Source organism: Chryseobacterium vietnamense (assembly GCF_031454475.1).
In the GTDB taxonomy this organism is placed as follows: Bacteria; Bacteroidota; Bacteroidia; order Flavobacteriales; family Weeksellaceae; genus Chryseobacterium; species Chryseobacterium vietnamense.
Genome location: NZ_JAVDQX010000006.1, coordinates 142,158 through 167,463, shown reverse-complemented (window position 1 = coordinate 167,463; position 25,306 = coordinate 142,158). Strand labels below are relative to the sequence as shown.

Annotated in this window: 24 protein-coding genes and 1 pseudogene; 8 read left to right on the top strand and 17 right to left on the bottom strand. The window is 37.2% G+C overall.

Annotated features, from left to right (window positions below; all coding sequences use genetic code 11):
- Nucleotides 1–173 precede the first annotated feature (173 nt).
- Nucleotides 174–2,399: pseudogene (locus J2786_RS20545) on the top strand (M36 family metallopeptidase); the annotation flags it as partial.
- Between the two features lie 3 nt (nt 2,400–2,402).
- Entirely contained in the window at nt 2,403–2,753 is a 351-nt protein-coding gene (locus J2786_RS20540; RefSeq protein ID WP_310026627.1) for a T9SS type A sorting domain-containing protein, read from the top strand.
- 45 nt (nt 2,754–2,798) lie between these two features.
- On the opposite strand, the gene J2786_RS20535 is transcribed toward J2786_RS20540, so the two are convergent.
- Both J2786_RS20535 and J2786_RS20530 read right to left on the bottom strand, forming a co-directional pair.
- Nucleotides 2,799–3,086 (bottom strand): c-type cytochrome, encoded by a 288-nt coding sequence (locus J2786_RS20535; protein WP_047428818.1) that lies wholly within the window; start codon nt 3,084–3,086, stop codon nt 2,799–2,801.
- A 20-nt stretch (nt 3,087–3,106) separates the two neighbouring features.
- Nucleotides 3,107–3,400 (bottom strand): c-type cytochrome, encoded by a 294-nt coding sequence (locus J2786_RS20530; protein WP_047428820.1) that lies wholly within the window; start codon nt 3,398–3,400, stop codon nt 3,107–3,109.
- Between the two features lie 198 nt (nt 3,401–3,598).
- Here J2786_RS20530 and meaB point away from each other — a divergent pair, with 198 nt between their 5' ends.
- On the top strand, nt 3,599–4,591 hold the full coding sequence (meaB, locus tag J2786_RS20525; protein ID WP_047428822.1) for a methylmalonyl Co-A mutase-associated GTPase MeaB: 993 nt from the start codon (nt 3,599–3,601) through the stop codon (nt 4,589–4,591).
- Here the strand turns inward: meaB and J2786_RS20520 are convergent.
- Nucleotides 4,588–5,136: a DUF4251 domain-containing protein gene (locus J2786_RS20520; RefSeq protein ID WP_047428825.1), complete on the bottom strand. Its 549-nt coding sequence runs from the start codon at nt 5,134–5,136 to the stop codon at nt 4,588–4,590. The two genes, meaB and J2786_RS20520, sit on opposite strands and share 4 nt — an antisense overlap.
- Before the next feature lie 105 nt (nt 5,137–5,241).
- Between J2786_RS20520 and J2786_RS20515 the strand changes: the two genes are divergently transcribed.
- Together J2786_RS20515 and J2786_RS20510 are read left to right on the top strand one after the other, a co-directional pair.
- Nucleotides 5,242–6,048, top strand: a complete 807-nt coding sequence (locus tag J2786_RS20515; protein ID WP_047428827.1) for a M48 family metallopeptidase — start codon at nt 5,242–5,244, stop codon at nt 6,046–6,048.
- 86 nt (nt 6,049–6,134) lie between these two features.
- Nucleotides 6,135–6,446: a hypothetical protein gene (locus tag J2786_RS20510; protein ID WP_047428829.1), complete on the top strand. Its 312-nt coding sequence runs from the start codon at nt 6,135–6,137 to the stop codon at nt 6,444–6,446.
- A gap of 36 nt (nt 6,447–6,482) precedes the next feature.
- Here the strand turns inward: J2786_RS20510 and J2786_RS20505 are convergent, their stop codons facing one another.
- The 11 genes from J2786_RS20505 to J2786_RS20455 form a co-directional block, all read right to left on the bottom strand.
- Nucleotides 6,483–7,094: an outer membrane beta-barrel protein gene (locus tag J2786_RS20505; protein WP_034692679.1), complete on the bottom strand. Its 612-nt coding sequence runs from the start codon at nt 7,092–7,094 to the stop codon at nt 6,483–6,485.
- A complete protein-coding gene (locus tag J2786_RS20500; RefSeq protein ID WP_047428831.1) occupies nt 7,078–7,893 on the bottom strand; it encodes an ABC transporter ATP-binding protein in 816 nt (271 codons plus the stop codon). Before J2786_RS20500 ends, J2786_RS20505 begins: the two co-directional genes overlap by 17 nt.
- Complete coding sequence (locus tag J2786_RS20495) at nt 7,893–8,645, bottom strand: MlaE family ABC transporter permease (RefSeq protein WP_047381748.1); 753 nt, start codon at nt 8,643–8,645, stop codon at nt 7,893–7,895. The genes J2786_RS20500 and J2786_RS20495 overlap by 1 nt, the downstream gene beginning before the upstream one ends.
- Nucleotides 8,646–8,748: 103 nt before the next feature.
- Complete coding sequence (locus J2786_RS20490) at nt 8,749–10,119, bottom strand: exopolysaccharide biosynthesis polyprenyl glycosylphosphotransferase (RefSeq protein ID WP_047428832.1); 1,371 nt, start codon at nt 10,117–10,119, stop codon at nt 8,749–8,751.
- A gap of 43 nt (nt 10,120–10,162) precedes the next feature.
- The gene (locus tag J2786_RS20485) at nt 10,163–10,792 is read right to left on the bottom strand and encodes a 7-carboxy-7-deazaguanine synthase QueE (RefSeq protein WP_047428835.1); all 630 of its coding nucleotides are present in this window, start codon (nt 10,790–10,792) and stop codon (nt 10,163–10,165) included.
- Nucleotides 10,793–10,799: 7 nt separating this feature from the next.
- Nucleotides 10,800–11,684 carry a bifunctional 5,10-methylenetetrahydrofolate dehydrogenase/5,10-methenyltetrahydrofolate cyclohydrolase gene (locus J2786_RS20480; protein ID WP_034692667.1) on the bottom strand — a complete coding sequence of 295 codons (885 nt, stop codon included), beginning with the start codon at nt 11,682–11,684 and terminating at the stop codon, nt 10,800–10,802.
- A 47-nt stretch (nt 11,685–11,731) separates the two neighbouring features.
- Nucleotides 11,732–13,372 carry a glucose-6-phosphate isomerase gene (gene pgi / locus J2786_RS20475; RefSeq protein ID WP_047428838.1) on the bottom strand — a complete coding sequence of 547 codons (1,641 nt, stop codon included), beginning with the start codon at nt 13,370–13,372 and terminating at the stop codon, nt 11,732–11,734.
- A 206-nt stretch (nt 13,373–13,578) separates the two neighbouring features.
- Complete coding sequence (locus tag J2786_RS20470; RefSeq protein ID WP_047428839.1) at nt 13,579–14,184, bottom strand: hypothetical protein; 606 nt, start codon at nt 14,182–14,184, stop codon at nt 13,579–13,581.
- Nucleotides 14,174–14,683: an RNA polymerase sigma factor gene (locus J2786_RS20465; RefSeq protein ID WP_047428841.1), complete on the bottom strand. Its 510-nt coding sequence runs from the start codon at nt 14,681–14,683 to the stop codon at nt 14,174–14,176. The genes J2786_RS20470 and J2786_RS20465 overlap by 11 nt, the downstream gene beginning before the upstream one ends.
- 24 nt (nt 14,684–14,707) lie before the next feature.
- Nucleotides 14,708–15,583, bottom strand: a complete 876-nt coding sequence (locus J2786_RS20460; RefSeq protein ID WP_047429046.1) for a TraB/GumN family protein — start codon at nt 15,581–15,583, stop codon at nt 14,708–14,710.
- Nucleotides 15,584–15,739: 156 nt separating this feature from the next.
- Nucleotides 15,740–16,651 (bottom strand): DUF4349 domain-containing protein, encoded by a 912-nt coding sequence (locus J2786_RS20455; protein ID WP_310026549.1) that lies wholly within the window; start codon nt 16,649–16,651, stop codon nt 15,740–15,742.
- Nucleotides 16,652–16,859: 208 nt separating this feature from the next.
- Here J2786_RS20455 and J2786_RS20450 point away from each other — a divergent pair, with 208 nt between their 5' ends.
- Nucleotides 16,860–18,218 carry an acyl-CoA dehydrogenase family protein gene (locus J2786_RS20450; RefSeq protein WP_047428845.1) on the top strand — a complete coding sequence of 453 codons (1,359 nt, stop codon included), beginning with the start codon at nt 16,860–16,862 and terminating at the stop codon, nt 18,216–18,218.
- 67 nt (nt 18,219–18,285) lie between these two features.
- Here the strand turns inward: J2786_RS20450 and J2786_RS20445 are convergent, their stop codons facing one another.
- On the bottom strand, nt 18,286–18,663 hold the full coding sequence (locus tag J2786_RS20445; protein ID WP_047428847.1) for a DoxX family protein: 378 nt from the start codon (nt 18,661–18,663) through the stop codon (nt 18,286–18,288).
- A 153-nt stretch (nt 18,664–18,816) separates the two neighbouring features.
- On the opposite strand from J2786_RS20445, the gene J2786_RS20440 reads away from it, so the two are divergent.
- The gene (locus J2786_RS20440) at nt 18,817–19,053 is read left to right on the top strand and encodes a bacteriocin-like protein (RefSeq protein ID WP_047428849.1); all 237 of its coding nucleotides are present in this window, start codon (nt 18,817–18,819) and stop codon (nt 19,051–19,053) included.
- A gap of 96 nt (nt 19,054–19,149) precedes the next feature.
- Here J2786_RS20440 and J2786_RS20435 read toward each other — a convergent pair whose 3' ends face one another.
- Both J2786_RS20435 and lon read right to left on the bottom strand, forming a co-directional pair.
- Nucleotides 19,150–20,262 (bottom strand): AI-2E family transporter, encoded by a 1,113-nt coding sequence (locus J2786_RS20435; protein ID WP_047428851.1) that lies wholly within the window; start codon nt 20,260–20,262, stop codon nt 19,150–19,152.
- A gap of 207 nt (nt 20,263–20,469) precedes the next feature.
- Entirely contained in the window at nt 20,470–22,875 is a 2,406-nt protein-coding gene (lon, locus tag J2786_RS20430) for an endopeptidase La (protein WP_047428853.1), read from the bottom strand.
- 260 nt (nt 22,876–23,135) lie between these two features.
- On the opposite strand from lon, the gene J2786_RS20425 reads away from it, so the two are divergent.
- The gene (locus J2786_RS20425; protein ID WP_047428855.1) at nt 23,136–25,289 is read left to right on the top strand and encodes a SurA N-terminal domain-containing protein; all 2,154 of its coding nucleotides are present in this window, start codon (nt 23,136–23,138) and stop codon (nt 25,287–25,289) included.
- Nucleotides 25,290–25,306: the final 17 nt, after the last annotated feature.

Sequence of the window (25,306 nt, the reverse complement as noted above, 5' to 3'; positions counted from 1 at the left end):
CAAAAATGACCACCATCAATAGTTAAAATTATAAAACAAAAATTTTAAAAGAATAAATAATATAATTTAAAAAAAACAGAAATATTCAGATATTGCTGATTTTTGTGATTTTATTTTTTTTATAAGTTGTTAGCAGGTAGTGTTGTATATATTTATCTACCTAAAAAAACAATATGAATAAAAATTTTTTTCTAGTACCATTTTCGGTGGCAGCTTTTTTTGTTTCCGGAAATGTTTGCGCTCAAAATTCTGCAGAACTTATTCAGGAATATTACCACAAAAAGGGGCAGATAGCACAAAAGAGTAGCAACGATGCATCAGGAATTATTATTCTGAACGAAGATCTTTCCCACAGCCTTCAGGCCAGAATTGTGGATGTGCAGCAAACCTATAATGGGCTTCGGGTCTATAATGCTCTGGGAAAAGTAGTGATCAGGGAAAATAAAATTATCTCTGAGAAAAATGAATTTAAGAGGAATATTGTTGTGGATGGCCATAAAAACAGTACTGCAAAGTTTTCGTATGATCTTATCAAAAGTAAGCTGGGTCTGAAAGATATTTCTGAAATAAATTACACTGATGATGTCTATTTTGAGAATAATAAAGTATATAAAATTGCAAAGGAATTATTTGTTTCTGATAAGAATTCTTCCGATGTATGGCATGTAATAGCTGACGCAGATACAGGTGAAATATTCACTAAAGATAATATGACCGTCAGTTGTAATTTTGCGGATAACGGAGAAGACAATAATCGTTCTAAAGAACCGGCAAAGTTTCACCTGGTATATGCGGAACCCGCTGAAATAAAGAGTGAAATAAATATTCAGGGGAAGCTCGTGCCGGATAATGCATCTTATAATGTATTTCCGTTACCGGTAGAAGCGCCTACATTTGGTTCACGTTCTATCATCACTAATCCCTGGGATCTTACTGCATCTCCCGAAGGCTGGCATTCCGATGGAACCAACAGCTACACTATAACAAGAGGAAATAATGTGTACGCTTATTCTGATCAGAATAATACGGATACACCAGGATATTCTCCGGATGGCGGAAGCGCGCGCATTTTTGATTTTCCTTTTGCCGACGGAAGATATGATAATCCCTTCACATATAAAGATGCTGCTATCACGGAGTTATTTTATATGAATAATAAAATGCATGATCTGTTTTATAAATTCGGATTTACAGAATCTGCCCGAAATTTCCAGACCAGTAACTTTGGAAATACTGGTATGGGAGGAGATGCTGTAAATGCAGAAGCTTTTGACGGAAGCGGCCTTAATAATGCCAATTTTAGCCCTGGCTATGAAAAAATTGTCAACGGACAGCCACAGGTAAAGGCAGGTAGAATGCAGATGTATCTGTATGATAGGCTGCAAACAGCTGATGACCCGGTAATAAGGTATCAGTATAATTCTCCTGCTTCCGTGGCTGGCAGACCAAAAGTATTGACAGCAGGAGCATCATTTGGACCTTTGTATGGTGCTCCGGTTACAGGAGACCTGGCAATTCCTGTACCAGCCGATGCATGTACCGCCCCTGCTGCTGGAAGCCTGGCTAATAAAATTGCAGTCATAACAAATGCTAATTGTGAATTTGGCCTTAAAGCCCTCAATGTACAGAATGCTGGAGCTGTAGGTGTCATTATGTATAAATCTTCTTCCGATATCCCAACTTCATTGGGTGCAGGAACTTATGGAGGGCAGGTGACCATACCTACCATGAGTATGGGAAAAACGGAAGGTTTATTCCTGACCGGGCAGTTGAATAGCGGAAATACTATTAATGCCACCCTCAATTTTGATTATAGTGGTTTCAAGAATGCATGTTTTGATAATGGTACTATGGCCCATGAGTATGGGCATGGAGTATCCAACCGGCTTACCGCACAGGGATATAGTTGTCTCTCATCCACCAACAGCACGGAGCAGATGGGCGAAGGTTGGTCTGATTTCTTCGGACTTATGGTGACCGCCAGACCTGGAGACACTTCCTCTGTTTCCAGAGGACATTCAACTTATACGAAAAATGAGCCTACAACCGGCAATGGCAACAGGCTGGCTAAATATTCCCCCGATTTCAGCATTAATGATTATACCTACGGGAAAACAAATACCAATACAGAAGTTCATCAGATAGGTTTTATATGGACAACAATGCTTTGGGATCTGGCCTGGAAGTATATAGAAAAATATGGATATAATAATGATGTTCTGGCTAGCAGTACTTCCGGAAATGCAAAAGTTCTTCAGCTTGTCATTGACGGAATTAAGCTGTAGCCGTGCAGCCCCACTTTTATTGATGGTAGAGATGCTATTTTGCAGGCTGATGTAATAGGAAATGGAGGGCTTAATAAATGCTTGATTTGGAACACATTTGCAAGAAGAGGGCTTGGAGTGAACGCATCCGCAGGTTCCAAAACAGTTGCTACTGATCAGGTAGAAGACTTTACAGTACCTGCCGAATGCAATACAGCTTTAGCTACTAAGGAAAGTATAAAAGCAGGATCCAGGTTTATTGTTTTTCCTAATCCTGTTTATGATGAATTTTTCGTGGGAAATATTGATAAATCTCCGAATGAAGTTAAAATTACGATGTTTGACATGTCTGGTAAATTAGTAATGACGGATTCCAGAGAATCAGGATCGAAGAAAGCTGTTTCTGTAAAAGGACTTCAAAAAGGAGTTTATATGGTTCATATCAGTCAGGGGAATCAGTCCCAGGTTGAAAAACTTATTGTAAGATAGCAGTTGGCATTAATTAAGAAAAAAAAATAAGCTTTCATTGAAAGCTTATTTTTTATTGACAGAGATCAGATAGTCATACACCATTTGATGCTGGTCATCGCTTAGTTTAGCTTTTGGAGCCATTCTGCTTAACGTGTTGATCCATCCCTTGTCGTCATGTTTCGTTGGTTCCGGCAGTTTATGGCATTTTGCACAGGAATTTTCAAAAATGGTTTTTCCTTGCGCCAGCTGCTCAGATGAGGTATACTTTGGCCCTGTTACAGCCACACTTTTTGGTCCGCAGGATACCAGAAATGCTGATGCTGCGATACCGGCTAAGATGAATTTTTTCATATCCTATTTTTGTTTGATGATTACTTCTTCACAGAAACAATATAATCATAAACCCATTGGTGCTGTTCATCCGTTAATTTTGCCTTTGGAGCCATAGAATTCATGATTCCTACCCATTGTACAGAATTATGTGAAGCAGGATCAGGGAGTTTATGACATCTTCCACAAGAGTTTTCAAAAATAGTTTTCCCCTGAGCAATCTGTTCTGCAGTAGATGTTGAAGTTCCTGCAGTAGCAGTGGATGTAGCAGCTTTCGGCGTACAGGAAACCAGCAAAATTGCAGTAAACGTTGCCGCAGCGATGAGTTTTTTCATGTTTCTTTTTTTGATATATAACAAATGTAATAAATTCCTTAAGCGGTTGATATAGGGGATTCTAGTTTTAATTTAGAAGAAATAAAAATTAAAATTACGTAAAATCAGTAATCCCAAATGAAGATAATTTAAATCTTTTGTCTCATCATTCTAAGCAGGCTATTGACCATTCCCATTTTAATTATTAATTTTGAATTAATGAAATTTTCTACAGAAGAGCTAATAGAAGGAATACAGTCAGGAAACAAACGCCTGATTGCAAAAGCTATTACATTGGTTGAAAGTAAGAAAGCAGAGCATAGGGTACAGGCAGAAGAATTGTTGAAGAAAATTATGCCTCTTACCGGAAACTCTGTGAGGGTAGGAGTAACGGGTGTTCCCGGGGCAGGAAAATCTACCTTTATAGAAAACTTTGGCCGTTTGGTTATTGCTCAGGGAAAAAAGGTTGCCGTTTTGGCCATTGATCCTAGTTCAGCTATTAACAAGGGAAGTATTTTGGGAGATAAAACCAGAATGGAAGAATTGGCCAAAGAAGAAAATGCATTCATCCGCCCTTCTCCCAGCTCAGGGTTTTTGGGAGGAGTAGCGAATACTACTTTTGAAACTATGATGATCTGCGAAGCTGCAGGCTACGATTATATTTTAATAGAAACGGTAGGAGTAGGGCAGTCAGAAGTGCTGGTTGCTGATATTACCGATGTTTTCTTATTCCTTAAAATTATTGGAGGTGGAGATGAGCTTCAGGGAATAAAAAGAGGTATCATGGAAATGGTAGACCTCATTTTTATCAATAAAGTAGATCAGGACAATCTTCAGAAAGCTAAAAATACAAGACTGGAATTAAAAAGAGCATTAGACTTTATTCCGCCTAAAGAAAAAGGATGGAAGATTCCTGTTTTACTTGGCTCTGCGCTTCATAATCAAGGATTACAGGAAGTGTATGATACAATATCCGAATTTATTGATCTGAAAAAGAAGAGTGGCCGTTTTGAAGAAATACGGGTTCAGCAGGCTGAAAAACGATTTGAATATTGGGTTCAGGAATATATTTTATCCCTGATGAAAAAAAGTAATGCGGTGGAGGAAGCTTATCATATGCATAAAAAAAATGCTTCAGCCATGGTTTCTAATCCAAGTACTGAAGCAAAATTATTTGTAGAAAAATTTTTATCTAACGAAAACAGGGGTTAAAGCTTCTCTTTTTCCTGTTTAACCTCAGTTTTTGAAATATATCCGTCATAGGTGATGGGTTGCCTGTCGTTACTTCTCATAGAAACGAAAGCTTTTCCGGTTTTAAAAATTTCAATATTCACTTCGTCTACGTTTCTTACATCTTTAGGTTTGAACTTAAAAGTCCAGGTCCCTTTTTTATTCTGAGTTTTAGTGACCGTAAAATCTTTCGAAGTAAATCGGTAGCTGTTATCACTTGCGCTTCCAAATGTAGGATTGAATAGTCTTCCAAAATAAGGAAGAACTACTTCAAGCGTATTTTTACTGACGTCAATGGTGTAATCTCCATTCAGATTCAACATTCTTGTTGCAGTGGCATTGGGCATTGAATTCATGACATTGATAACATCATAATTCGTAGGGTTGGCTCTTTGTGCATAGAAGGTAAACTCCTGGGAATTCACCAAAGTGTCCACTGTTTTCGGATCTAATGAACCTTGTGAAGCACAGCTCTGGAATAAGAACAGGAATCCAAAAATCATCAGTAAAGAAATATACTTTTTCATAATGATATAATTATTAAATTTAAACAGCAAAATGTATGCAAATATATTCTTTCTGAAATATTTTGGAATAAAAATTGTTAAGGTTGAATTATTAACACTCAAACTATGAAAGTTACACATCTATTAGGAATGGGAGCTATTGCTCTGTCGGCTGTTGCCTGTACTACAAACCCGATTACGGGGAGGTCTTCTTTACAGCTGGCCAACAATTCGGAAATTTTAACAATGTCTTCACAGGAATATAGAACGACATTGTCTAAAGGTAAAGTGATTACCGGTACAGCAGATGCAAAGAGAGTGGTAAATGTAGGAAACAGAATTAAAAATGCGGCAGAAAGATATTATCAGAGTATTGGAAGATCAGCAGATCTTGCAAGCTACAGCTGGGAATTTAATCTTTTGCAGAGCAATGAGCTGAACGCCTGGTGTATGCCTGGTGGAAAAGTTGCAGTCTATACGGGAATATTACCGGTAACAAAAGACGATAACGGACTTGCAGTTGTAATGGGACATGAAGTTTCTCACGCACTGGCAGGCCACGGAAATGAAAGAATTTCTCAGGCAATGGTAGCCCAATATGGAGGTGCAATCCTGGGAGGAACCATCTCAAATTCACAATGGGCAAGTGTTTTCCAGAAGGTTTACCCTATTGGTTCACAGGTTGCTTTGTTGAAATACGGAAGAGGTCAGGAGTCCGAGGCTGATGAAATGGGACTTTACCTGATGTCTATGGCAGGATATGATCCAAGAGCAGCGATTCCTTTCTGGAACAGAATGGAAGCCGCATCTACAGGAGCAAGACAACCTGAATTCTTATCTACTCACCCGAATCCGGAAACGAGAATTTCAGATATCAACAAAGATCTTCCAAAAGCTTTGGAATACTATAAGGCTGCAGGAGGAAAAATATAATTAGAATTTTAATCTTGAGTAAGGCCTTATTAAATTTTTAGTAAATTTGGTAAGGCTTTTTTATGTAACCACCTAAACACAATATTATGAAGAGTTTATCAATTACCGGACTTATCCTTTTGGCTGTTTCTGCCTTACTTTTCTATTTAACAACTGATTTTGCCGTAGAGCAAATAAAAATTTCCCACATTATGGGTATAATGGCGGGAATCGGAATAGGGCTTATCATTGGAGGAATGGTAGGATATGTAAGTAAAGGAAGCGCTATCAAAGCGGAACAGAAGAAAAAAGAATTCAAACAGCTGCAAAAAGACAAAGAAGAGCTTGAAAAACAGGCTGCTGACATTGCAAAACGCCAGGCTGAACTTGAAGAACAAAATAAAAACCCTCAAATTTAAATTTGAGGGTTTAAAGTTGTTATTTTCGATAAATCATTAGAATTTATATCCTAAACCTACCATAAACAAGTTAGGTCTGTTATCATATCTGATTTCCGAACCGGAAACTTTGTTGATGAAATTTCTTTCATCTTTACTGAAAGCACCTTCATATCTTGCATTTACAATAAGCTTTTTGATTTCAAGCTGTGCACCAAACTGATACCCTACGGTAAAGTCATTTTTAGCATTTTCCTTGAAATCGTTGTAAGTATTGTCTTTGTTTAAGTTAAAACTTCCTACAGGTCCTACAAAAACTCCCAGCATATTCCCTAAAAGGTTATATCCTAAAAGAACCGGAACATCAATACGGTTGCTTTTTACATCAAAAGTAGTGTTCTCTGTAGTAAACTCATTTTTGAAGTGAGTATAATAGATTTCCGGCATCACAAACAATGAAGTAGGAAGTCCCACTTTTAATGAAAGCCCAACGTTGAAACCTACATTATTTTTACCTGTTCCTGCAATAGCATCATTCACTGTCCCTTTAATATTGGACCATGAAGGTGAGCCTGTTGGAAAAATTAAGTTGGCTTTACCTGCCAGTGAAATCTGTGCAGATGCCCACATTGAAAACCCTAATAACGCTATACTAAGTACCTTTTTCATTATCGTCTATTTTTGTATTTGTCGTTTCAATCGTTTTATTATTCTCAAGTAAATATTCTCTCAGTTCTTTAAACAGTTCTGAAGAATAAACGAAGTCAATCAGATTTTTATTGCCTGCGGTAATCAGGATGTCTTTATTACCTTCCCATTCTTTGATTCCCAGTCTTAGGTATACAATTTTCTCGCCAATCGTCATTACAGAGTTCATATCGTGTGTATTGATGATTGTTGTAGTATTATATTCTTTGGTGATCTCATAAAGAAGATCATCAATGATCTTTGAAGTATACGGATCCAGTCCGGAATTGGGTTCATCACAGAACAGATATTTAGGATTGTTGACAATTGCTCTGGCGATCGCCACCCTTTTCTGCATTCCTCCGGAAATTTCAGAAGGATATTTTCTTTCCGCTTTGTCAAGATGTACTCGTCCTATTACTTCAAAAACCCTTTTCTTTTTTTCTCTGTAGGTAAGATTGGTAAACATATCAAGAGGGAACATGATATTCTCTTCCACAGTTAAGGAATCAAATAATGCACTTCCCTGGAATACCGTTCCGATTTCTGAACGGAGATGTTGTTTTTCATCTCTCGTCATTGTGTTGATGTCTTTTCCGTCAAACAGAATTTCTCCTGAAGAAGGCATATAAACATTCAATAAACTTTTTAAAAAAACGGTTTTACCGGAACCACTCTGCCCAATGATTAAGTTTACCTTTCCTTTATCAAATGAAGTTGAAATGCCTTTCAATACTTCAACATCATCAAAACTTTTCTTAAGATCTTTTACCTCAATCATCAGCTTAATATTAATTGGGTTAAAATTAATTCAGAAATGATAATGAATACCATTGTCCATACCACTGCCTGCGTACTTGCTCTACCTACTTCCAGTGATCCTCCTTTTACATTATATCCGAAATAAGAAGGAACCGTTGCGATGATAAAAGCGAAAACGATCGTTTTGGTAAATGCATAGTAAATAAATAAATTCGGCATATACATTTGAATACCAACAATATAGTCGTTTTCTGTCCAGTTTCCTGTTAAAATCCCGGCAATATATCCACCACCAATACCGAATACGATACTGATAGCAATAAGAAGGGGATTAAACAGCATACAGGCGATAATTTTAGGAAATATCAGGAAATTGGGTGAGTTTACTCCCATGATGTCCAATGCATCAATCTGTTCGGAAACCCTCATTGTTCCAATACTTGACGCAATATAGGAACCTACCTTACCTGCCAGAATAAGACTGATAATGGTAGGGGCAAATTCCAAAACCAAAACCGCTTTCGTAGCATATCCTACAAATGAAGGCGGGATAGGAAAAGAAGAAGCATCAAAGTTGTTGAACATCTGAATAGCCACTACCGCTCCAACAAATATGGAGGTGAAGATAACAAGTCCGAAAGAATTTACTCCCAAATCATTAATTTCTCTCATGAACAGCTTCCAGAAAACCCTCATTTTCTGAGGCTTCTGCAGGGATTTTCCCAAGAGGATCATGTATTCCCCTACTGCTGTGAAAAACTTTTTTAACATACTGCTAAATTAGACTTTTTTATTTAATTGGGCTAGAGTCAAGAATAAGACCAAAGCTTAGTTTTGTGTTAAAATTATTTCAATATCTATCTTATTTCTTCCCTTATTTTGCATTTTTATCTCCTCCAATAACCAAAAAAACGGTTTTTAAAATAATTACCAGATCGAGTACAAAACTCCAGTTTCTTACATAGAAAGCATCTGCCAGAACTCTTTTTTTCATTTCTACTTCCACATCTCCGAAGTCACCACGCAGTCCGTTCGCCTGTGCCAATCCGGTAATACCAGGGCTAACCATACTTCTCAGGCTGTATCTTCCGATTTTGGGTTTGTAATAATTGTCAACAGCCAGCATATGAGGGCGCGGACCTACTACAGACATTTCACCTCTCAATACATTAATAAATTGAGGAAGTTCATCAAGGCTGGTTTTTCTTAAAAATTTACCTACTCTGGTAATTCTGGAATCATTTATTGATGTAGTTTTCGTCGTAGATTCATCATTGACAACCATTGTTCTGAATTTAATACAATTAAAAACATCTTCATGAAAACCATATCTTTTCTGAAGGAAAAAAACTGGACCTTTGGACGTTGTTTTGATCAAAATCGCAATAATCGGGAATACCCATGAGCAGATTACAATCAATATAAAAGCAGAAAAGAAAATATCAAATGTTCTTTTCATCAGGAAATTAGAATAATAATCTAACGGATACCTGGCCTGATTAAGTACCGGCTGGGTCTGTATATATCCAAGGTCATAAAGGAAAAAATCACTTTGTGTAATGCTTGGGATCAATGATATGTGGATCTTATGATCTTCAGCCAGACTGAAAATTTCATTTTTCATGGCCTCATCATAAGAGTTTTCCATAGATAAAAACAGAGTGTGGATTCCGTTTTTTTTCCAGAAAGCTACCAGCTCATTGATCTTCACCTCGGCATTTTCATATTCAAATATTCTGTACCCATAGTCCTTACGGTCTGTAAAGATATTTTTAAGAATTTCTGTGGAATGCCGGTCTCCCAAAAACATGACATTTCTATAATTCGCTCCAAGAGATCGCAAATACTTGATCGCAAAATACACTAATGATTTCGCCAGGAAGATGGAAATAAATAGGTAAAGCGAAAGCCAGTAAATATCCGAATTGAAAAATACATTCTTACTTACCTTTCCTATTAGCAGCACTCCCAGTATAAAAAAGAGGAAATGAATCAAGAGGCGTTCAAGAAACAGGGTATAGGTGAGGTTCCTCGGAATATTGTATATTTTTGTCCTACCACTCAGTAGTACCCAGAACAAAAACAACAGAACCAAAGAAAAACTATTCTGATACCAGGTTTCTTTATTGTATTTTAAACTTTCGTTTCTGCTTATAAAAAAGAATATGAAGATAGATGCAATAACCATGAGGTCAAGCAACATAATGATCGATTTCAGGTATCTAGAGTATCGAATTCTCTGCATCTATCGGTATTATAGCGGATAAGCCCAGCTAATTTAAGCTTTTTTACGGGATATTCAGATATTTGTGAGTCTGAACTGAAGCCTGCCATTCCGGATGTTCCAGGATGAAATCTGTGATCTTAGGATACATGTCATCTCTTTTGCTCCATTCGCTTTGAAGGTAAAGTTTACAGTTTTCAGAAACTTTTGAGGCCTGTTCCTGAGCAAACGTAAAGTCATGCTGATTGAAAATGATCACTTTAAGCTCATGAGCTTTTTGATAAATCTCTTCCTTAGGCAGTCCTGTTTTTTTTGGAGAAAGGGTAATCCAGTCCAGCTGCCCGCTCATGGGATAGGCTCCTGAAGTTTCGATATGTACGGTACATCCTAATTCTTTCAGTTTGGATGTCAATATATCTAAATTCCACATCAAAGGTTCCCCACCGGTCAACACTATTGTTTTACAGTGTTTAGCTGCAGTTTCTGCAATTTCCTCTGCATTCATCAGGGGATGGAGGTCCGGGTTCCAGCTTTCTTTTACATCACACCAGTGGCATCCTACATCACAACCTCCCAGCCTGATAAAATATGCGGCTTTTCCGGTGTGTGCTCCTTCTCCCTGTAAAGTGTAAAAATGCTCCATTACAGGGAGCATTTTACCTTCTTTTAATAAAATATCTTCTTCTTTATTCATTTTAAAATTAGTCGTTATAGACCGAAGTTTTGTAAGCAATGATGGTGTTTTTCATTAACATCGCTCTTGTCATTGGGCCCACTCCTCCAGGTACCGGAGTAATCCAGCTTGCTTTAGCTGCACAGCTGTCAAAATCTACGTCACCTGCAAGGTAATATCCTTTTGGAGAGTCATTATCTACTCTTGTAATACCCACGTCAACAATTACAGCTCCTTCTTTGATCATATCTCCTTTTAAGAAATGCGGATCTCCCAAAGCGGTAATTACGATGTCTGCCTTTCTAGTATATTCTTCGATGTCTTTCGTGTATGAGTGCGTAAGGGTAACGGTAGAGTTTCCAGGGAAATCTTTTCTTCCCATAAGGATACTCATTGGTCTTCCTACAATTTTACTTCTTCCGATAATTACACAGTCTTTTCCTTTCGTTTCAATATTATATCTTTCCAATAATGTTAAAATTCCGAAAGGAGTAGCAGGTAAGAAAGTATCCATTTCAAGAGCCATTTTCCCGAAGTTTTCAGGGTGGAAACCATCCACATCTTTTCTTGGATCAATAGCGTTAATGATCTTCTCCTGATCAATCTGATCCGGCAAAGGCAGCTGAACGATAAATCCGTCTACTGCTTTAGATTTATTAAGCTCGTCAATTTTTTCCAACAGTTCAGATTCAGAAACTGTACTTGGAAATTTAATCAAGCTGGATTGAAACCCTACTTCCTCACAGTCTTTCACTTTCGAGTTTACATAGGCCTTGCTAGCTCCATTATTTCCTACAAGAATAGCCACCAAATGGGGAGCTCTTCTTTTACTTGCGAGAATCTTTTCTACTTCAACCTTGATCTCTGCTTTAATTTCCTTGGATACTTTAAGTCCGTCAAGAATTTCTGCCATTTTTACTTTTTTACTTTATAGATTTACTTTTACTTTCTTTTTACTTACTATTTATTTTCTTTATAGTAATTAATTAATCCATTGGTAGAGCTGTCATGAGAGCTTACTGCTTCATTATTCTCCAGCTCAGGAAGGATTTTGTTGGCTAATACTTTTCCTAATTCTACTCCAAACTGGTCAAAACTGAAAATATTCCAGATGACACCCTGAACGAAAATTTTGTGTTCATACAAAGCGATCAGTTGTCCTAGTGAAAAAGGAGTTAATTCTTTGAATAATATAGAGTTAGTAGGTGTGTTTCCATGGAAGACCTTGAAGTTGATCAGTCTGTCTATTTCTTCATCAGATTTTCCTGCATTTCTAAGCTCTTCTTCCACTTCTTCTTCAAGTTTTCCGAAGGCTAATGCTTCAGTCTGAGCGAAAAAGTTCGCTAATAATTTATCCTGGTGGTCAGAAACATGGTTAGGGCTTTTTGCATAGGCAATAAAGTCTGCCGGAATCAATTCTGTTCCCTGGTGGATCAGTTGGTAGAAAGCATGCTGCCCGTTTGTACCAGGCTCTCCCCAGATGATAGGTCCCGTTTCGTATTCTACAAATTCACCATTTCTGTCTACACATTTTCCGTTACTTTCCATATCTCCCTGCTGAAGATAGGCTGCAAATCTGTCCAGATATTGAGAATACGGTAAGATGGCATACGTTGTAGCAGCATAGAAATTACGGTACCAGATTCCCAGAAGTCCCATTAATACAGGAACATTTTCAGAGAATTCTGCCGTTTGGAAATGCTGATCTGTATCATAAGCACCTTTTAAAAGCTGTTCAAAGTTTTCATATCCTACAGAAAGTACAATACTTAATCCGATAGCACTCCACAGAGAATATCTTCCGCCTACCCAGTCCCAGAACTCAAAAATATTTTCCTCTGCGATTCCGAACTTCTTAACTTCTTCAATATTAGTAGATAAAGCAACAAAATGCTTCGCTACATCTTCCTGTTTTCCTGCCTTCAGGAACCAGTCTTTTGCTGAATTGGCATTCGTCATTGTTTCCTGAGTGGTAAACGTCTTGGAAGCAATGATGAATAAAGTAGTTTCAGGATTTAAATCTTTTACTACTTCTGCAATATGATTTCCGTCCACGTTGGAAACAAAGTGAGCGTTTAATCTTGTTTTAAAATGCTTTAAAGCTGAACAAACCATCACAGGACCCAAATCTGATCCTCCAATCCCGATGTTGACTACATCTGTGATCTCTTTTCCGCTGAAACCTTTATGTTCTCCCGAAATAATTTTTTCAGAAAAAGATTTCATATGCTCAAGAACTCTCTTGATCTGCGGTTTGATATTTTCTCCATCTACAATAATTTCACGATCAGAGAAGTCTCTTAATGCTGTATGCAGCACAGCTCTTCCTTCTGTTTCATTGATTTTATCTCCTGAGAACATTTTGGAAATAGCATCTTTTAACTGGCTTTCTTCAGCCAATTGCAATAAAAGATCTTTTGTTCTGGAATCAATCAGGTTTTTAGAATAATCAAAAAGGTAGTTGTCCTTTTGTAGAGAAAACTCATTAAAACGGTTCGGGTTATACTGGAAAAGAGTTCTAAGATCAAAGTCATTTCCACCGAAGTGTTCGTCAAGTGCTTTCCAGCTGCTAGTTTGTGTTGGATTTATTTTTGATAGCATATTACAGAATTTTTATCGTTCAGAAGATCATATATCGGATGAGAATAGGTCATAATCCATAATGATTTATTTCTGATTTGCAAATTTACGGAAAAATAAAACCTCTGATAAATTTGAAGACGATAAATAACATTTTTTTAAAAAACACAACCTCAGAACAGGTCTGAGGTTGTATAAAAAGTGTTTGTGGGATAGCTCTTAGGATATTATTCATCCATTTCATTCAGAATGTTTTCCAATTGGTTTGCGCTTCCTCCATAGATGTATTTTGTCCATAAAACAATGCTGGTTATAAACCCTAATGTTCCGATCAGTACTGCAATGATTAATCCCTGTTGATGAGAAGCAGAAAGCTCTGGTAAAGACTTTCCCTGCTCTTTCATCGTATTATAGATAACCAGTCCAATAGTAATAAGTAAATGAGGAAGTAATAAAAATCCGAAAGATTGGTATCGTTCCATATTCAGGCGAAGCTCATGGTATATTTTCCAAAGGCTGTTTTTGGTATTTCCAGTATAAAGTTCTGTCTGTTTGTAGAATTTATAAAACCCAAACAGATAATATGAAGATATTACGACCATCACTGTATAGGAAACATAATAAATAATATATTGTGAAGACGGAAATTTAAACTGAAGAGGAAAAAAAGCCATCAGAATAATTGCAAGAATCTGCATAGGAAATTCCTTTTTCATATTTTTCTGAATCTTTTCTATAGGGTGCTTGCTCTCCTTTAATTGCTGTATTGTATCAGGGATTTGGACATCACTGTCCTCTTTATTCCACTGTTCTTTTAATTGATCAAAATTCATAGCCTGATTTTTTTATGATTTGCTGTATTTTTTCTTTTGTTCTGTTGAGTTTTACTCGCGCATTGCCTTCACTGAGCCCTAGATTGTTCCCGATTTCTTTATGTGACATTCCTTCCATGAAATAAAATATGACAGCTTTTTCCAGAGAGTTCAGCTCCTGAACGGCACTGTAGAAAATTTCCAGCTGTCTGTCCTTTGCAGGGTTGTAATCCTCCTGCTGTACTTCAAAATGGGAAGGCACATTTGTATGATGAGTAGATCTTTGCTTTTCCTTTTTTAAATAGGTAATGGCAGTATTAATTGCGACCCTGTACATCCACGTGGAGAACTCACTGTTTCCTTTGAAGTTCTGATAAGATTTCCAAAGCTGGATAAGAATTTCCTGCTGAAGGTCTTCCCGATCCTCTACAGAATCTGCATAGATCCGCGAGGCTTTGTACAAGATACCTTTGTGCTGGTTGACGAGTTTTAAAAAAGCGGTTTCAGTTGGATTGCTCACAATCGGTTCATGGTTTGGTTATGGTTATAAGCTTGATACTGGTTTCACCGTGTAGCCTTTTGCCTGCAGGAGAGGAATGATTCCGTTTTCACCCATAAGATGAGATCCTCCGACTGCAAATAACGAGCTTTCTTTTTTCATCATGTCCGGCATTATTTTTACCCAGTTTAGATTTCTATTGGTAAGCATTGCCTTTTCCTGTTGAGCATTCATGAATCTTTCATCCTTGAAAAGACTGTAAAGTGACTGCACATTTTCATTTTTAAAAGCTTCAATCATCTGACTGAATAATAGTTGATATTCTTTGTCCATTTTGAGCTGGGTAATGATACTCTTCAGATCATATGCTTTATTGATCGATTGCATCTGATCCTCTACTTTTTCCAGCCCTTTGATTCCTTTTTTATCTTTTATTGCCTTCTGAAGAAGCTCCATTTCGTAAAGTTTAACTTCGGTCCGGGGGCATGGAATGGCTTTGGTGGAAAGCAAGGCATAAAGTGCCTGAGGACTTGATGAGTCAATGCTTTTCAGATCTGTTCCATAATTGGCAAGAATGGTATTCAGTTCCTTAGCTTCTTCGGGAGAAAGCTGGTCTGATATTTTTTTATCTGCTTTAAACATTTTCTGTAATGACATCATTTCAGCAGGATCAGTATAGTTGATTTCCATGACAAAGTTTTCAGAGTTTTCAAGAGCTTTCAGAACTTTAGGTTTGATCTCAAAATCTTTACTGCATAAGATATGAAAAGTCCCGGTAATATAAGAAGGCTTAGAAAGACCGTTTCCGGAAACTTCCCATAGGAGACTGTTTTCTGTGTTGCTGTTTTTATTTTGTGCATTGGCTGTTATGAAATTCAATGACAATAATGCTGCGAATCCAAGTTTGATTAAATTTTTCATAATATTAATTTTTTTGATTTTCTGTTCTTTTAAACAGTAGGTAAGGCATGTGTTATAATCGTTACAGTTTTTTTTCAAAAAAATAAAAACCTCCTGAAAACAGGAGGTAGTAAAATCTAAAATTATGATGATAACCAATTGGTTAGGATAGTTTTTTTATTCCTGGATCTTTGGCTGGCCAGGTTTTGAAGTTTTTCTTTTTCTTAAAAAATAGAGAATTGCAGCAGCAATTAATAGAAGAGGCCATACATTGATCAGAGCCACTATGATTCTCTGAATCAGATAGAAGCCGTACACGAAGCCATCTTTTGCGTCATAGATGAAATTATATTTATATTTATTGTCAATGCTGGTCGTGTTGGTAACGGCGATTTCTGCAATACGTAATTGTGCTTCTTTAATGTAGATATCAATAGTGCTGTATTTCAGATCGTCCGTCATATTCATACTCTGCAGTTGTTGAAGATCTCCTTCAGACATATTTTCGTCATCGAGCGTTACCTTATCTTTATTTGTTTTTAGTTTGCTGATATTTTCCGAAGTCTTTTGATTTCTTTTCCCTTCCAGTTCAGAATATTTGATGTTAGCCGTTACATCTTCTGCATTGATAGATCTGGAATTAAGAAATAACTTGTTTGTATTGATTGCTGTTAAAAGTTCCCCGAGTTTTTCCGTTGGAATACGAACCTGCATTCTATTTTCTGTCTGATATTTTTTAATCAGCATAGCCTCTTCATTGGATGTGTTGTAAGTGTTTTCAGAAACCACATTGCTTTGCAGATTACTGTTGGTAACAAAACCACCCAGTTCCTGTACAGATTTTTCAATAGCAACCGTTGCATTATACACATCTTTTACTTCCATATTCACATCGGCAGTCTTGATGAACTGTTTGTCTTTTACTTTCATATCCGCAACAGATGAGATACTGTCTGATACAATAGCAGCGGTTGAATCTGTAGTAGCATAGGCTTCAAGATCTGCAGAAGAAACTTCTCCTTTTTTACATGAATAAATTCCTAGTAAAAGAACAGCTGATAGAGATAATTGAATGTAAGTAGTTTTCATAGCGCTTATTTTTATTGTTTTCCTGAAGTCAAAGTTCAGCCAGGATCTTTTGTAACGCTTGAAAATCAAAAGTAAAAAGCTTGTAAACAAAATTTTCAGTTATAATGAATTGAAATTTAGTGTTTTGTAAAATAAACATGGGCTTTAGCCATTGCTTTCGGAGCAGTTTTTGCTTATCTTTTACAAACCAAAACAACAATCTGTCACTATGTCAAATACTTTTTCCAAAATCAGAAACGCAATAGAATTATTTAGATCCATAGATTTCGATCAATTGAGCAGCATTTCTCAAAAGGTAGATCTGCCAAAACTGATGCAAAATTTTTCAAAACTGGATGATAAACAGCTTTCCGGGCTTATGAAAATGCTTGATCCCGAAAAGAAAAAGAAAGAATTACCACCTATTGATGGCGACTTTTATGATATCTACCATACGTTGACTCCTGAACAGCGTGAAATTCAGCTGAAAGTAAGAGCTTTCATGGAAAAGGAAGTAAAACCTCTGGTGAACCACTATTGGCTCAGAGATGAATTTCCTTTTGAGCTGATCCCGAAATTCCAAAAACTTGATATTTGTGGTGTTACTTATGAAGGGTACGGCTGTCCGGGAATGCCTTTCCTGATGGAAGGTGTTATTGCGATGGAAATGGCAAGGGTAGATGCTTCCATTGCCACATTTTTCGGGGTACAATCCGGGCTGGCAATGGGTTCTATTTATATCTGCGGCTCTGAAGAACAGAAGCAGAAATGGCTTCCGCAGATGCAGAAATTTGAAAAAATAGGAGCCTTTGGACTTACAGAGCCGGAAGTTGGATCAGGAGCAGCGGGTGGACTTACAGTAACCTGTAAAAAAACACCGGAAGGCTGGGTTCTCAATGGCCAGAAAAAATGGATCGGGAATGCTACTTTCGCTGATCTGATTATTATCTGGGCAAGAGACCTGGATAGCGGAGAGGTGAAAGGATTTATTGTGGAAAAAGATAATCCGGGATATTCCGTAGAAAAAATTAAGGGAAAAATGGCTTTAAGGATTGTCCAGAACGGATTGATTACTTTAAAAGACTGTCTTGTAACCGAAGAAAACCGTTTACAGAATGCCAATTCCTTTAAAGATACCGGCAAAGTACTGAGAATGACAAGAGCAGGTGTCGCATGGATGGCCACAGGCTGTGCACGCGGAGCATATGAAAGTGCTTTGGATTATACCCGAAAAAGAGAACAGTTTGGAAGACCTATTGCTTCATTTCAAATGATTCAGGGACATCTGGTAGAAATGTTATCTAATCTTACTGCCATGCAGACCATGGTTTTCAGACTGTCTGAAATGCAGGATGAAGGAATTTTAAAAGATGAACATGCTTCGTTAGCCAAAGTTTTCTGTACCCTCAGAACAAGAGATATTGTTTCAAGAGCAAGAGAAGCAATGGGAGGAAACGGAATTCTGCTGGAGTATGATGTAGCCAGATTTGTTGCCGATGCAGAAGCTATTTATTCTTATGAAGGAACAAAAGAAATCAACTCGCTCATCGTAGGACGATCGATCACAGGATTCAGTGCTTTTGTATAGGTAACAGGTAGCAGATGGCAGGTAATAGGTTGTAGGTGCTGCAACCTGCAACCTATCATCTGCCCCCTTATGAAACTAAATGTTTGTATTTTTCCTTGTTGTCAATAATCATCCAGATATTGATCAGAAACATTACCCCGGCAATACCCATTCCCATAGGAGATTTATCCATTGTGAAAACATGCGTGACAATCCCTACCATGACAGGTAAAATAACAATGGCACCTAACGCTCTTGTTTTTGGGAAAATAAATAATAATCCGCCAATAACTTCTACGATGCCTACTAATGGCATCAGCCAGCTGATTTCTCCAAATGCAGCGAAAAGTTTCATTTGTTCAGGAGTAGGTTTCTCCATGGGCATATAATTAAAAAACTTGTTTAATCCGGCATTAATAAACATAAGCCCGAAAAGTAAACATAAAATGAATTTTATTGTTTTCATGTTTGATGATTTTACATCAAATGTAAAATAAAAATAGGATTCGTTGATTGTATTTTTATAAAAAATACACAATTAATGTTAATGATAGGTTAATGTTGTGTTTTGGATAATTTCATTGTTTATATTTGAAATTCAAACTAAACTAATAATATTATGTTGAAAAATCTTAAAAAGTTAAACCGTACGAATTTGAGAGAAATCCACGGAGGAATTGATAAATGTGATATCGGGCCAATAGACTGCCCATGTAAAATTCCGCCTGGTCATCCTTGTATCGGAGGTGGTGGAGGAACTCCGGAACCGGATAAAGGATACTGCCCGGATAGTCAGACTTACATCCTGTGCACAGACACTTGTCCAAACGGAATGAGTCCTTGGTGCGCTGCTTAATAACAAAAAAAGACTGTCTCGAAAAAGGCAGTCTTTTTTATTTAAAGTTAGGAATATGTCAATTATTACTTATTGCCTATTACTCATTACTTATAATTAGTCCATTTCCTTCAAAGTAATATTCTTGGAGATTTTATAGCTTTTTTTCTTCTTATGAGGTTTAGGTTCTTCTCCAAGCAATCTTCCCCAAGGTTTTAAATCGTCCACTCTTTCACAGATAATTTTTATAATAGCAATTGCCGGTATACACAGGAACATTCCTGCAATTCCCCAAAGGTGTTCTCCTAAAAGAATACCAATAAAAGAAAATAAGGCGTTGATCTTAACTTTAGAGCCTACCACAAATGGCAGAACAATATTTCCGTCCACAGCATGAATGGCAATATACCCCAAAGCAACATAAATACACGTTGAAGGTGTAGAAGTAGCAAATGCTATAAAACATGAAATCAGAAGGGAAATAAAAATTCCCAAATACGGAATGACATTTAATAATCCTGTCAGAACTCCCAGAAGAATGGCATATTTTACTCCCAGAATGGTAAGAAGAATGGAGGTGAGAATAGATACAATAATTACCTGAAGAAAAAGTCCGAAGATATATTTCTTGGTCATGATTCTGATCTCATTCACAGCTTCCTGCACACTCGCTTTATGTCTTTCATTGAAAACCGTAACAATAAAGTTATTTAAAAGTCTTCTGTAATTTAAAATAAAGATAAAAAACAGGGTAAAAAATATAATAAATCCAAATCCGGTCGAAAAGATCCCAAAGGTAAATCCTAAAATCACTCCCGAGGAAGATAGTAGTTTAGTCAATCCCTGGTTAATATAGTCTACCTGTTCATCCACTTTTACATTAAATGTTTTGGAAACCCAATGCTGAAGGCTGTTAAAAACAGTGGTAAACTGTTCCTTGAGGTGTGGCAGATCTTTACTGAAGTCGGACAACTGATTGGTAAAGAAGTAAATAATACCACTTAAAATCATCAGCATAATGAATACCGAGGTCATGGTAGACATAGATCTTGGAAATCTTAACTTTTTTTCCATAAAAGTGGCTGCAGGCAAAAACAGCATTGCCATAAGGAATGCCAGGAAAAATGGAGCTAAAATACTCTGCCCCAATGCCAGAAGATAGCCAAGTCCAATGATGGAAACCACCACGAGTGTAAGCTTGACAAGGAAAGGAAGTCTAAGAAAATTCATAATCTAAAAATATGCAGTGTGGAATAAAAATAAGAAAACCCTTCTGAATTGAAAAATTTTTTATTCAATCCTTCGGGATTTCCTTGGATTGTATCAAATTTTATTCCACCTGCCCAGGTTGATTGTGATTTTTTACTGAAAAACAGAAACACGCCCTGAATATCAGAACGTGTTTCTTTATTGAGAAGTTAATATGTTATAAGTTGTTTATTCTTCAATGGCGATGTCAATGACTTCCTCCATTCTGTTTACGTAATGCACTTTCAGGTTTTTCAGATAATCTTTTTTGATCTCCTCCACGTCTTTTCTGTTAGCTTCACAAAGAATAACATCTTTGATTCCTGCTCTTGTTGCAGCAAGAAGTTTTTCTTTGATACCTCCAACAGGAAGTACTTTTCCTCTTAATGTAATTTCTCCGGTCATCGCAAGGTGAGGCTTTACCTTCTTGTTTTTAAATGAAGAAACCATTGATGTCAGCATCGCAATACCGGCAGACGGCCCATCTTTAGGTGTTGCACCTTCAGGAACGTGCACGTGGATATTTTTCTTTTCGATGTCTTCCTGAGAAATCCCCAGTTCATCATGTTTAGCTTTAATATATTCCAAAGCAATAGTGGCAGATTCTTTCATTACCGTTCCCAGGTTTCCTGTCATCGTTAATGCCCCTTTGCCATTGCTTAAAATACTTTCAATATAAAGAATATCTCCTCCTACACTTGTCCAGGCAAGGCCAGTGACAACCCCGGGAACTCCAGTGATCTCGGATAAGCTTTTTGGTCTTGGTACGCCAAGAATTTCATCTATTTTTTCCACTGAAATTTTTGGATCATATTCCTTTATCAAAGCAGTCTGCAGCGCTACCCATCTTCCAATGGCTGCAATTCTTTTCTCCAGAGTTCTTACACCACTTTCAGAAGTATGCGCTTCTACAATATGCTTAAGTTCGGTATATCCAAGTTTGAATGATTTGGCATCGAGCCCATTTTCCTCCTGTTGCTTTTTAATTAAATGTCTTTTGGCTATTTCAATCTTTTCCTCCAAAGTATAGCCGGCAATCTGAATGATCTCCGTTCTGTCCAAAAGAGGAGTCTGTATTGTTGAAAGTGAATTGGCAGTAGCAATGAACATCACTTTTGAAAGGTCATAACCCATCTCCAGGAAATTGTCATAAAAAGACTTATTTTGTTCAGGATCAAGCACTTCTAAAAGAGCTGAGCTAGGATCCCCATGAAGCCCCTGTCCGATTTTATCAATCTCATCAAGAACAATTACCGGATTTGATGTGCCGGATTTTTTAATGGACTGTAAAATTCTCCCTGCCATAGCACCGATGTAGGTTTTTCTATGTCCTCGGATTTCACTCTCATCATGAAGACCACCCAGTGATAATCTTACATATTTTCTTCCTAAAGCATCAGCAATAGATTTCCCTAAAGAGGTTTTACCCACACCCGGAGGCCCTACTAATAATAGAATAGGAGACTTCATGTTGTTCTTTAGTTTTAAAACAGCCATGTGCTCCAGAATTCTTTTCTTGATATCTTCCAGGCCAAAGTGTGCTTTGTCAAGCACCTTTTCAGCTTTTGCAATATCAAAAATATCTTTTGTATAGGTTTCCCAAGGCAGATCTGTAAAGAAATCCAGGTAGTTTCTCTGAACATTATAGTCCGGGGAATTAGGATTCTGACGTTGAAGTCTGCTGATTTCCTTTTGGAAGTGGTCTTCAACTTCCTGGCTCCATTTTTTTGTTTTAGCCTTGGCAATAAGATCTTCCACATCACTTTCAGGTCCGCCGCCAAGTTCCTCCTGGATCGTTCTTATTTGTTGATTCAGGAAGTATTCTCTCTGCTGCTTGTCAAGATCCTTTGATGTTTTCTGATGAATCTGATTTCTCAGTTCCAGTTTTCTGAAATCTTCATGCATCAGTTCGTAGCACTGGTTAGCTCTTGTCATCAGGCTTTTTTCTTCAAGCAGTTTTTGTTTTGCTATTGAAGAGAAATTAGCATTCGTGCAGATGAAATTCAGAAGATCATCATTATTGTTAATATTTTTGATCGCGAAGTTGGCAGCATTAGGAATGTTAGGATCCAGTTCAATGATCTTTAAAGCAAGGTCCTTGATATTCTCCAACAATGCTTCATATTCTTCCTGATCTTTAGGTCGGGTATCTTTTAATTTTGATATTTCTGCTTTGAAATAAGGTTGGTTATCAATGATTTTTTTTATCTTAAATCTGTGAAATCCTTTGGTAATAGCTGTAATGTTACCTTCAGGAAGTTTAATGATCTTAATGATTTTTGCCAGTGTACCGGTAGTATATATATCTTTTTCGGAAGGTTGTTCAAGATCCGAATTTTTCTGGCTAACAATTCCAATAAAATCTCCGTTTTTCTGTGCCTCTTCAAGAAGCTGTATAGAGGTTTTTCTCCCCGCAGTAATAGGAATTACCACATTGGGAAACATAACCATATTTCTTACAGGAAGTATAGGGAATATTTTCTGTTCGGAATTTTTATCAGTCTCTGCGAAGTCGGAAAGATTGATTTCTTCAGTTACGATATCAAATCCGTCACTGATCATTTCTTCTAAACTAATATCTTCAAATTCTGTCATAGTCAATCGAATGACAAATTGTCATTTTCGTTTTTTATCGTTAAAGGAATTTTTTATAATATACTCTGAAAACGTGTGGCATATTATAATATTTTAAAAATGCACAATACTTATGCCATTTGTTTTTTACTTAAAAATACGGTCAAAATTTCCTTTTTTAGATAATCTTTGCATTAAAAATCAAAATAAAGCAGTTCTGTTTCTGTAATTTCTTAAAAATGTGTATTTTCGCAAACTGATAAAAAACTATAATTTATAAAATGGCAATTTTAGGACAGATTAGGAGTAAGCCTTGGCTTTTAATGGGAGTAATAGCCTTAGCGCTTTTGGCGTTCCTGGTGAACCCCGATAGTATCGACAAGGTTTTTGGTAAAAATCCTGACGTTTTAGGAAAAGTAAACGGTGAGAAAATCACCCGCGAAGAGTTCAATGATCAGCTTTTCGTGTTGCAGCAGCAGGCTGAACAACAAGGTCGTCCGAAAAACGGTCTTGAAGAGCAGGCTTGGCAGTTACTTGTACAATCTAAACTTATCAAACAGCAGTTTGAGAAACTGGGCTTTGAAATGACTGATGATTATTTCTGGAATCAAATCCAGTACGATCAGATGTTTGCTCAGAATCAACAGTTCTTTGATGAGAAAGGTAACTTTAAAACTCAAGAGCTTAAAAAAGAAATTGAAACATTACAAAACACCAATCCTCAAGGATATACTCAATGGTTGAAAACCAGAAAGACAATCGAGTACAGACTAATGGCAAGACAGGTGTTTACCAATCTTTCAGCAGGGATTACTACAGGTAAGAAAGAAGCTGAAGAATTGATGAAGCAGAGAGATCAGCTTGCAGATATCGACTTTGTAAAAGTAGATTACGCGTCTTATCTTCAAAAAACAAAGATCAATGTTACCACACAGGATCTTGCTGATTACATCAAGAAGCACCCTGTAATGTTCAAAGCTGAGCCAAGCAGAAATATAGGTATTGTATTTTTCCCATCTAAACCGAGTGCAGCAGATGATGCCGCAGCCTTGAAAGAAATTACAAAATTATATTCAGGAGGTACAGATGCAAGTGGAGGAGCTGAAAACTTCCAGAATACTAAAAATGATTCTATGTTTGTTGCAGCAAATTCTGATGCACCGTTCAATCCTCAGTATCTGAATCCTGCTCAATTGCCTCCAACAATCAAAGATCAGATCACTGCTGCCGCAGTAGGTCAGACTTTTGGTCCTTATAAAGAGCAAGATGTATACGTAGTATCTAAATTGGTAGGTAAAAGACCTTCAGATTCTACTTTATCAAGACATATCCTTATTGCATTCAAAGGAAGCCCTGCAGGTGAAGGGGTTACAAGAACTAAAGAGCAGGCTAAGAAATTAGCAGACTCCATTGGTGCTATCGTAAAAGCTACTCCTGCTAAATTTACAGAATTCCTTAAGCTTTCAAGTGATCCGAATTCTGCCGCTCAGGGTGGTAGCCTAGGTTGGACAACACCAGAGACGCCTTTCGTTCCGGAATTCCTTGCTTATCTTGCAAGCAATCCTAAAGGAGCTACCGGAGTAGTAGAAACACAGTTCGGTTACCATATCATCAATATTGAAGATAAAAAATCAGGATCAATGGGGTATAAAGTTGCTAACCTTGTGAAAGCAATCAAACCTTCAGATGCTACTGAGGCTGAAACAGACAAAAATTCAAGAAAATTCATTCAGCAGGTTCAGGGAAAATCTTTCAACGATTTCGTGAATATTGCTAAGAAAGGAAACTATCAGTTCTCCAATCCAAAAGCCGCAAAAAGATTTGAGGGTCAGCTTCAGGGCTTAGGTACTGAAAAAGATGCTGATATCCTTACATGGGCTTTTGATAAGAAAAGAACAAAAGGAGATACTGAATTATTTACAGTAGACGGTACGGGTGATAAAATTGTAGTGTATCTGAACGGAAAACAGGAAGCAGGTCTTGCTGATCCTGAATCTGTAAGAGATCAGATTGAAACTATCGTTAAAAATAAATTGGCCGCAAAACAAATTTCTGATAAAATAGCAGCAGCAAAAGCTTCAAACTTGGATCAGATTGCTAAATTGTTTGCCGCTCCAAAACAATCCGCTCAGGTAAACCTATTAAATCCTTCAGTAGCTGGTGCTATGGAGCCTAAAGTTGCCGGTGCAGCATTTGGTGTTGCAAAAGGTAAACTTTCTAACCCGGTTGAAGGAGGAACAGGAGTTTATGTTTTGATCAAAAAATCTGAAACCGTAAACAAACAGCCTGGAGATCTTAAGCAGTTTACAGAGTCTCTTACTCAGAGAAGTGCCGGAATGTTCGGACAGGCCTGGATGAAGAGTCTTCAGGATAACGCAGATATCGAAGATTACAGAATTGAGATCTGGAACAAGCTGGGAAATCAGCAACAATAAGAAATTCATTTCAATGA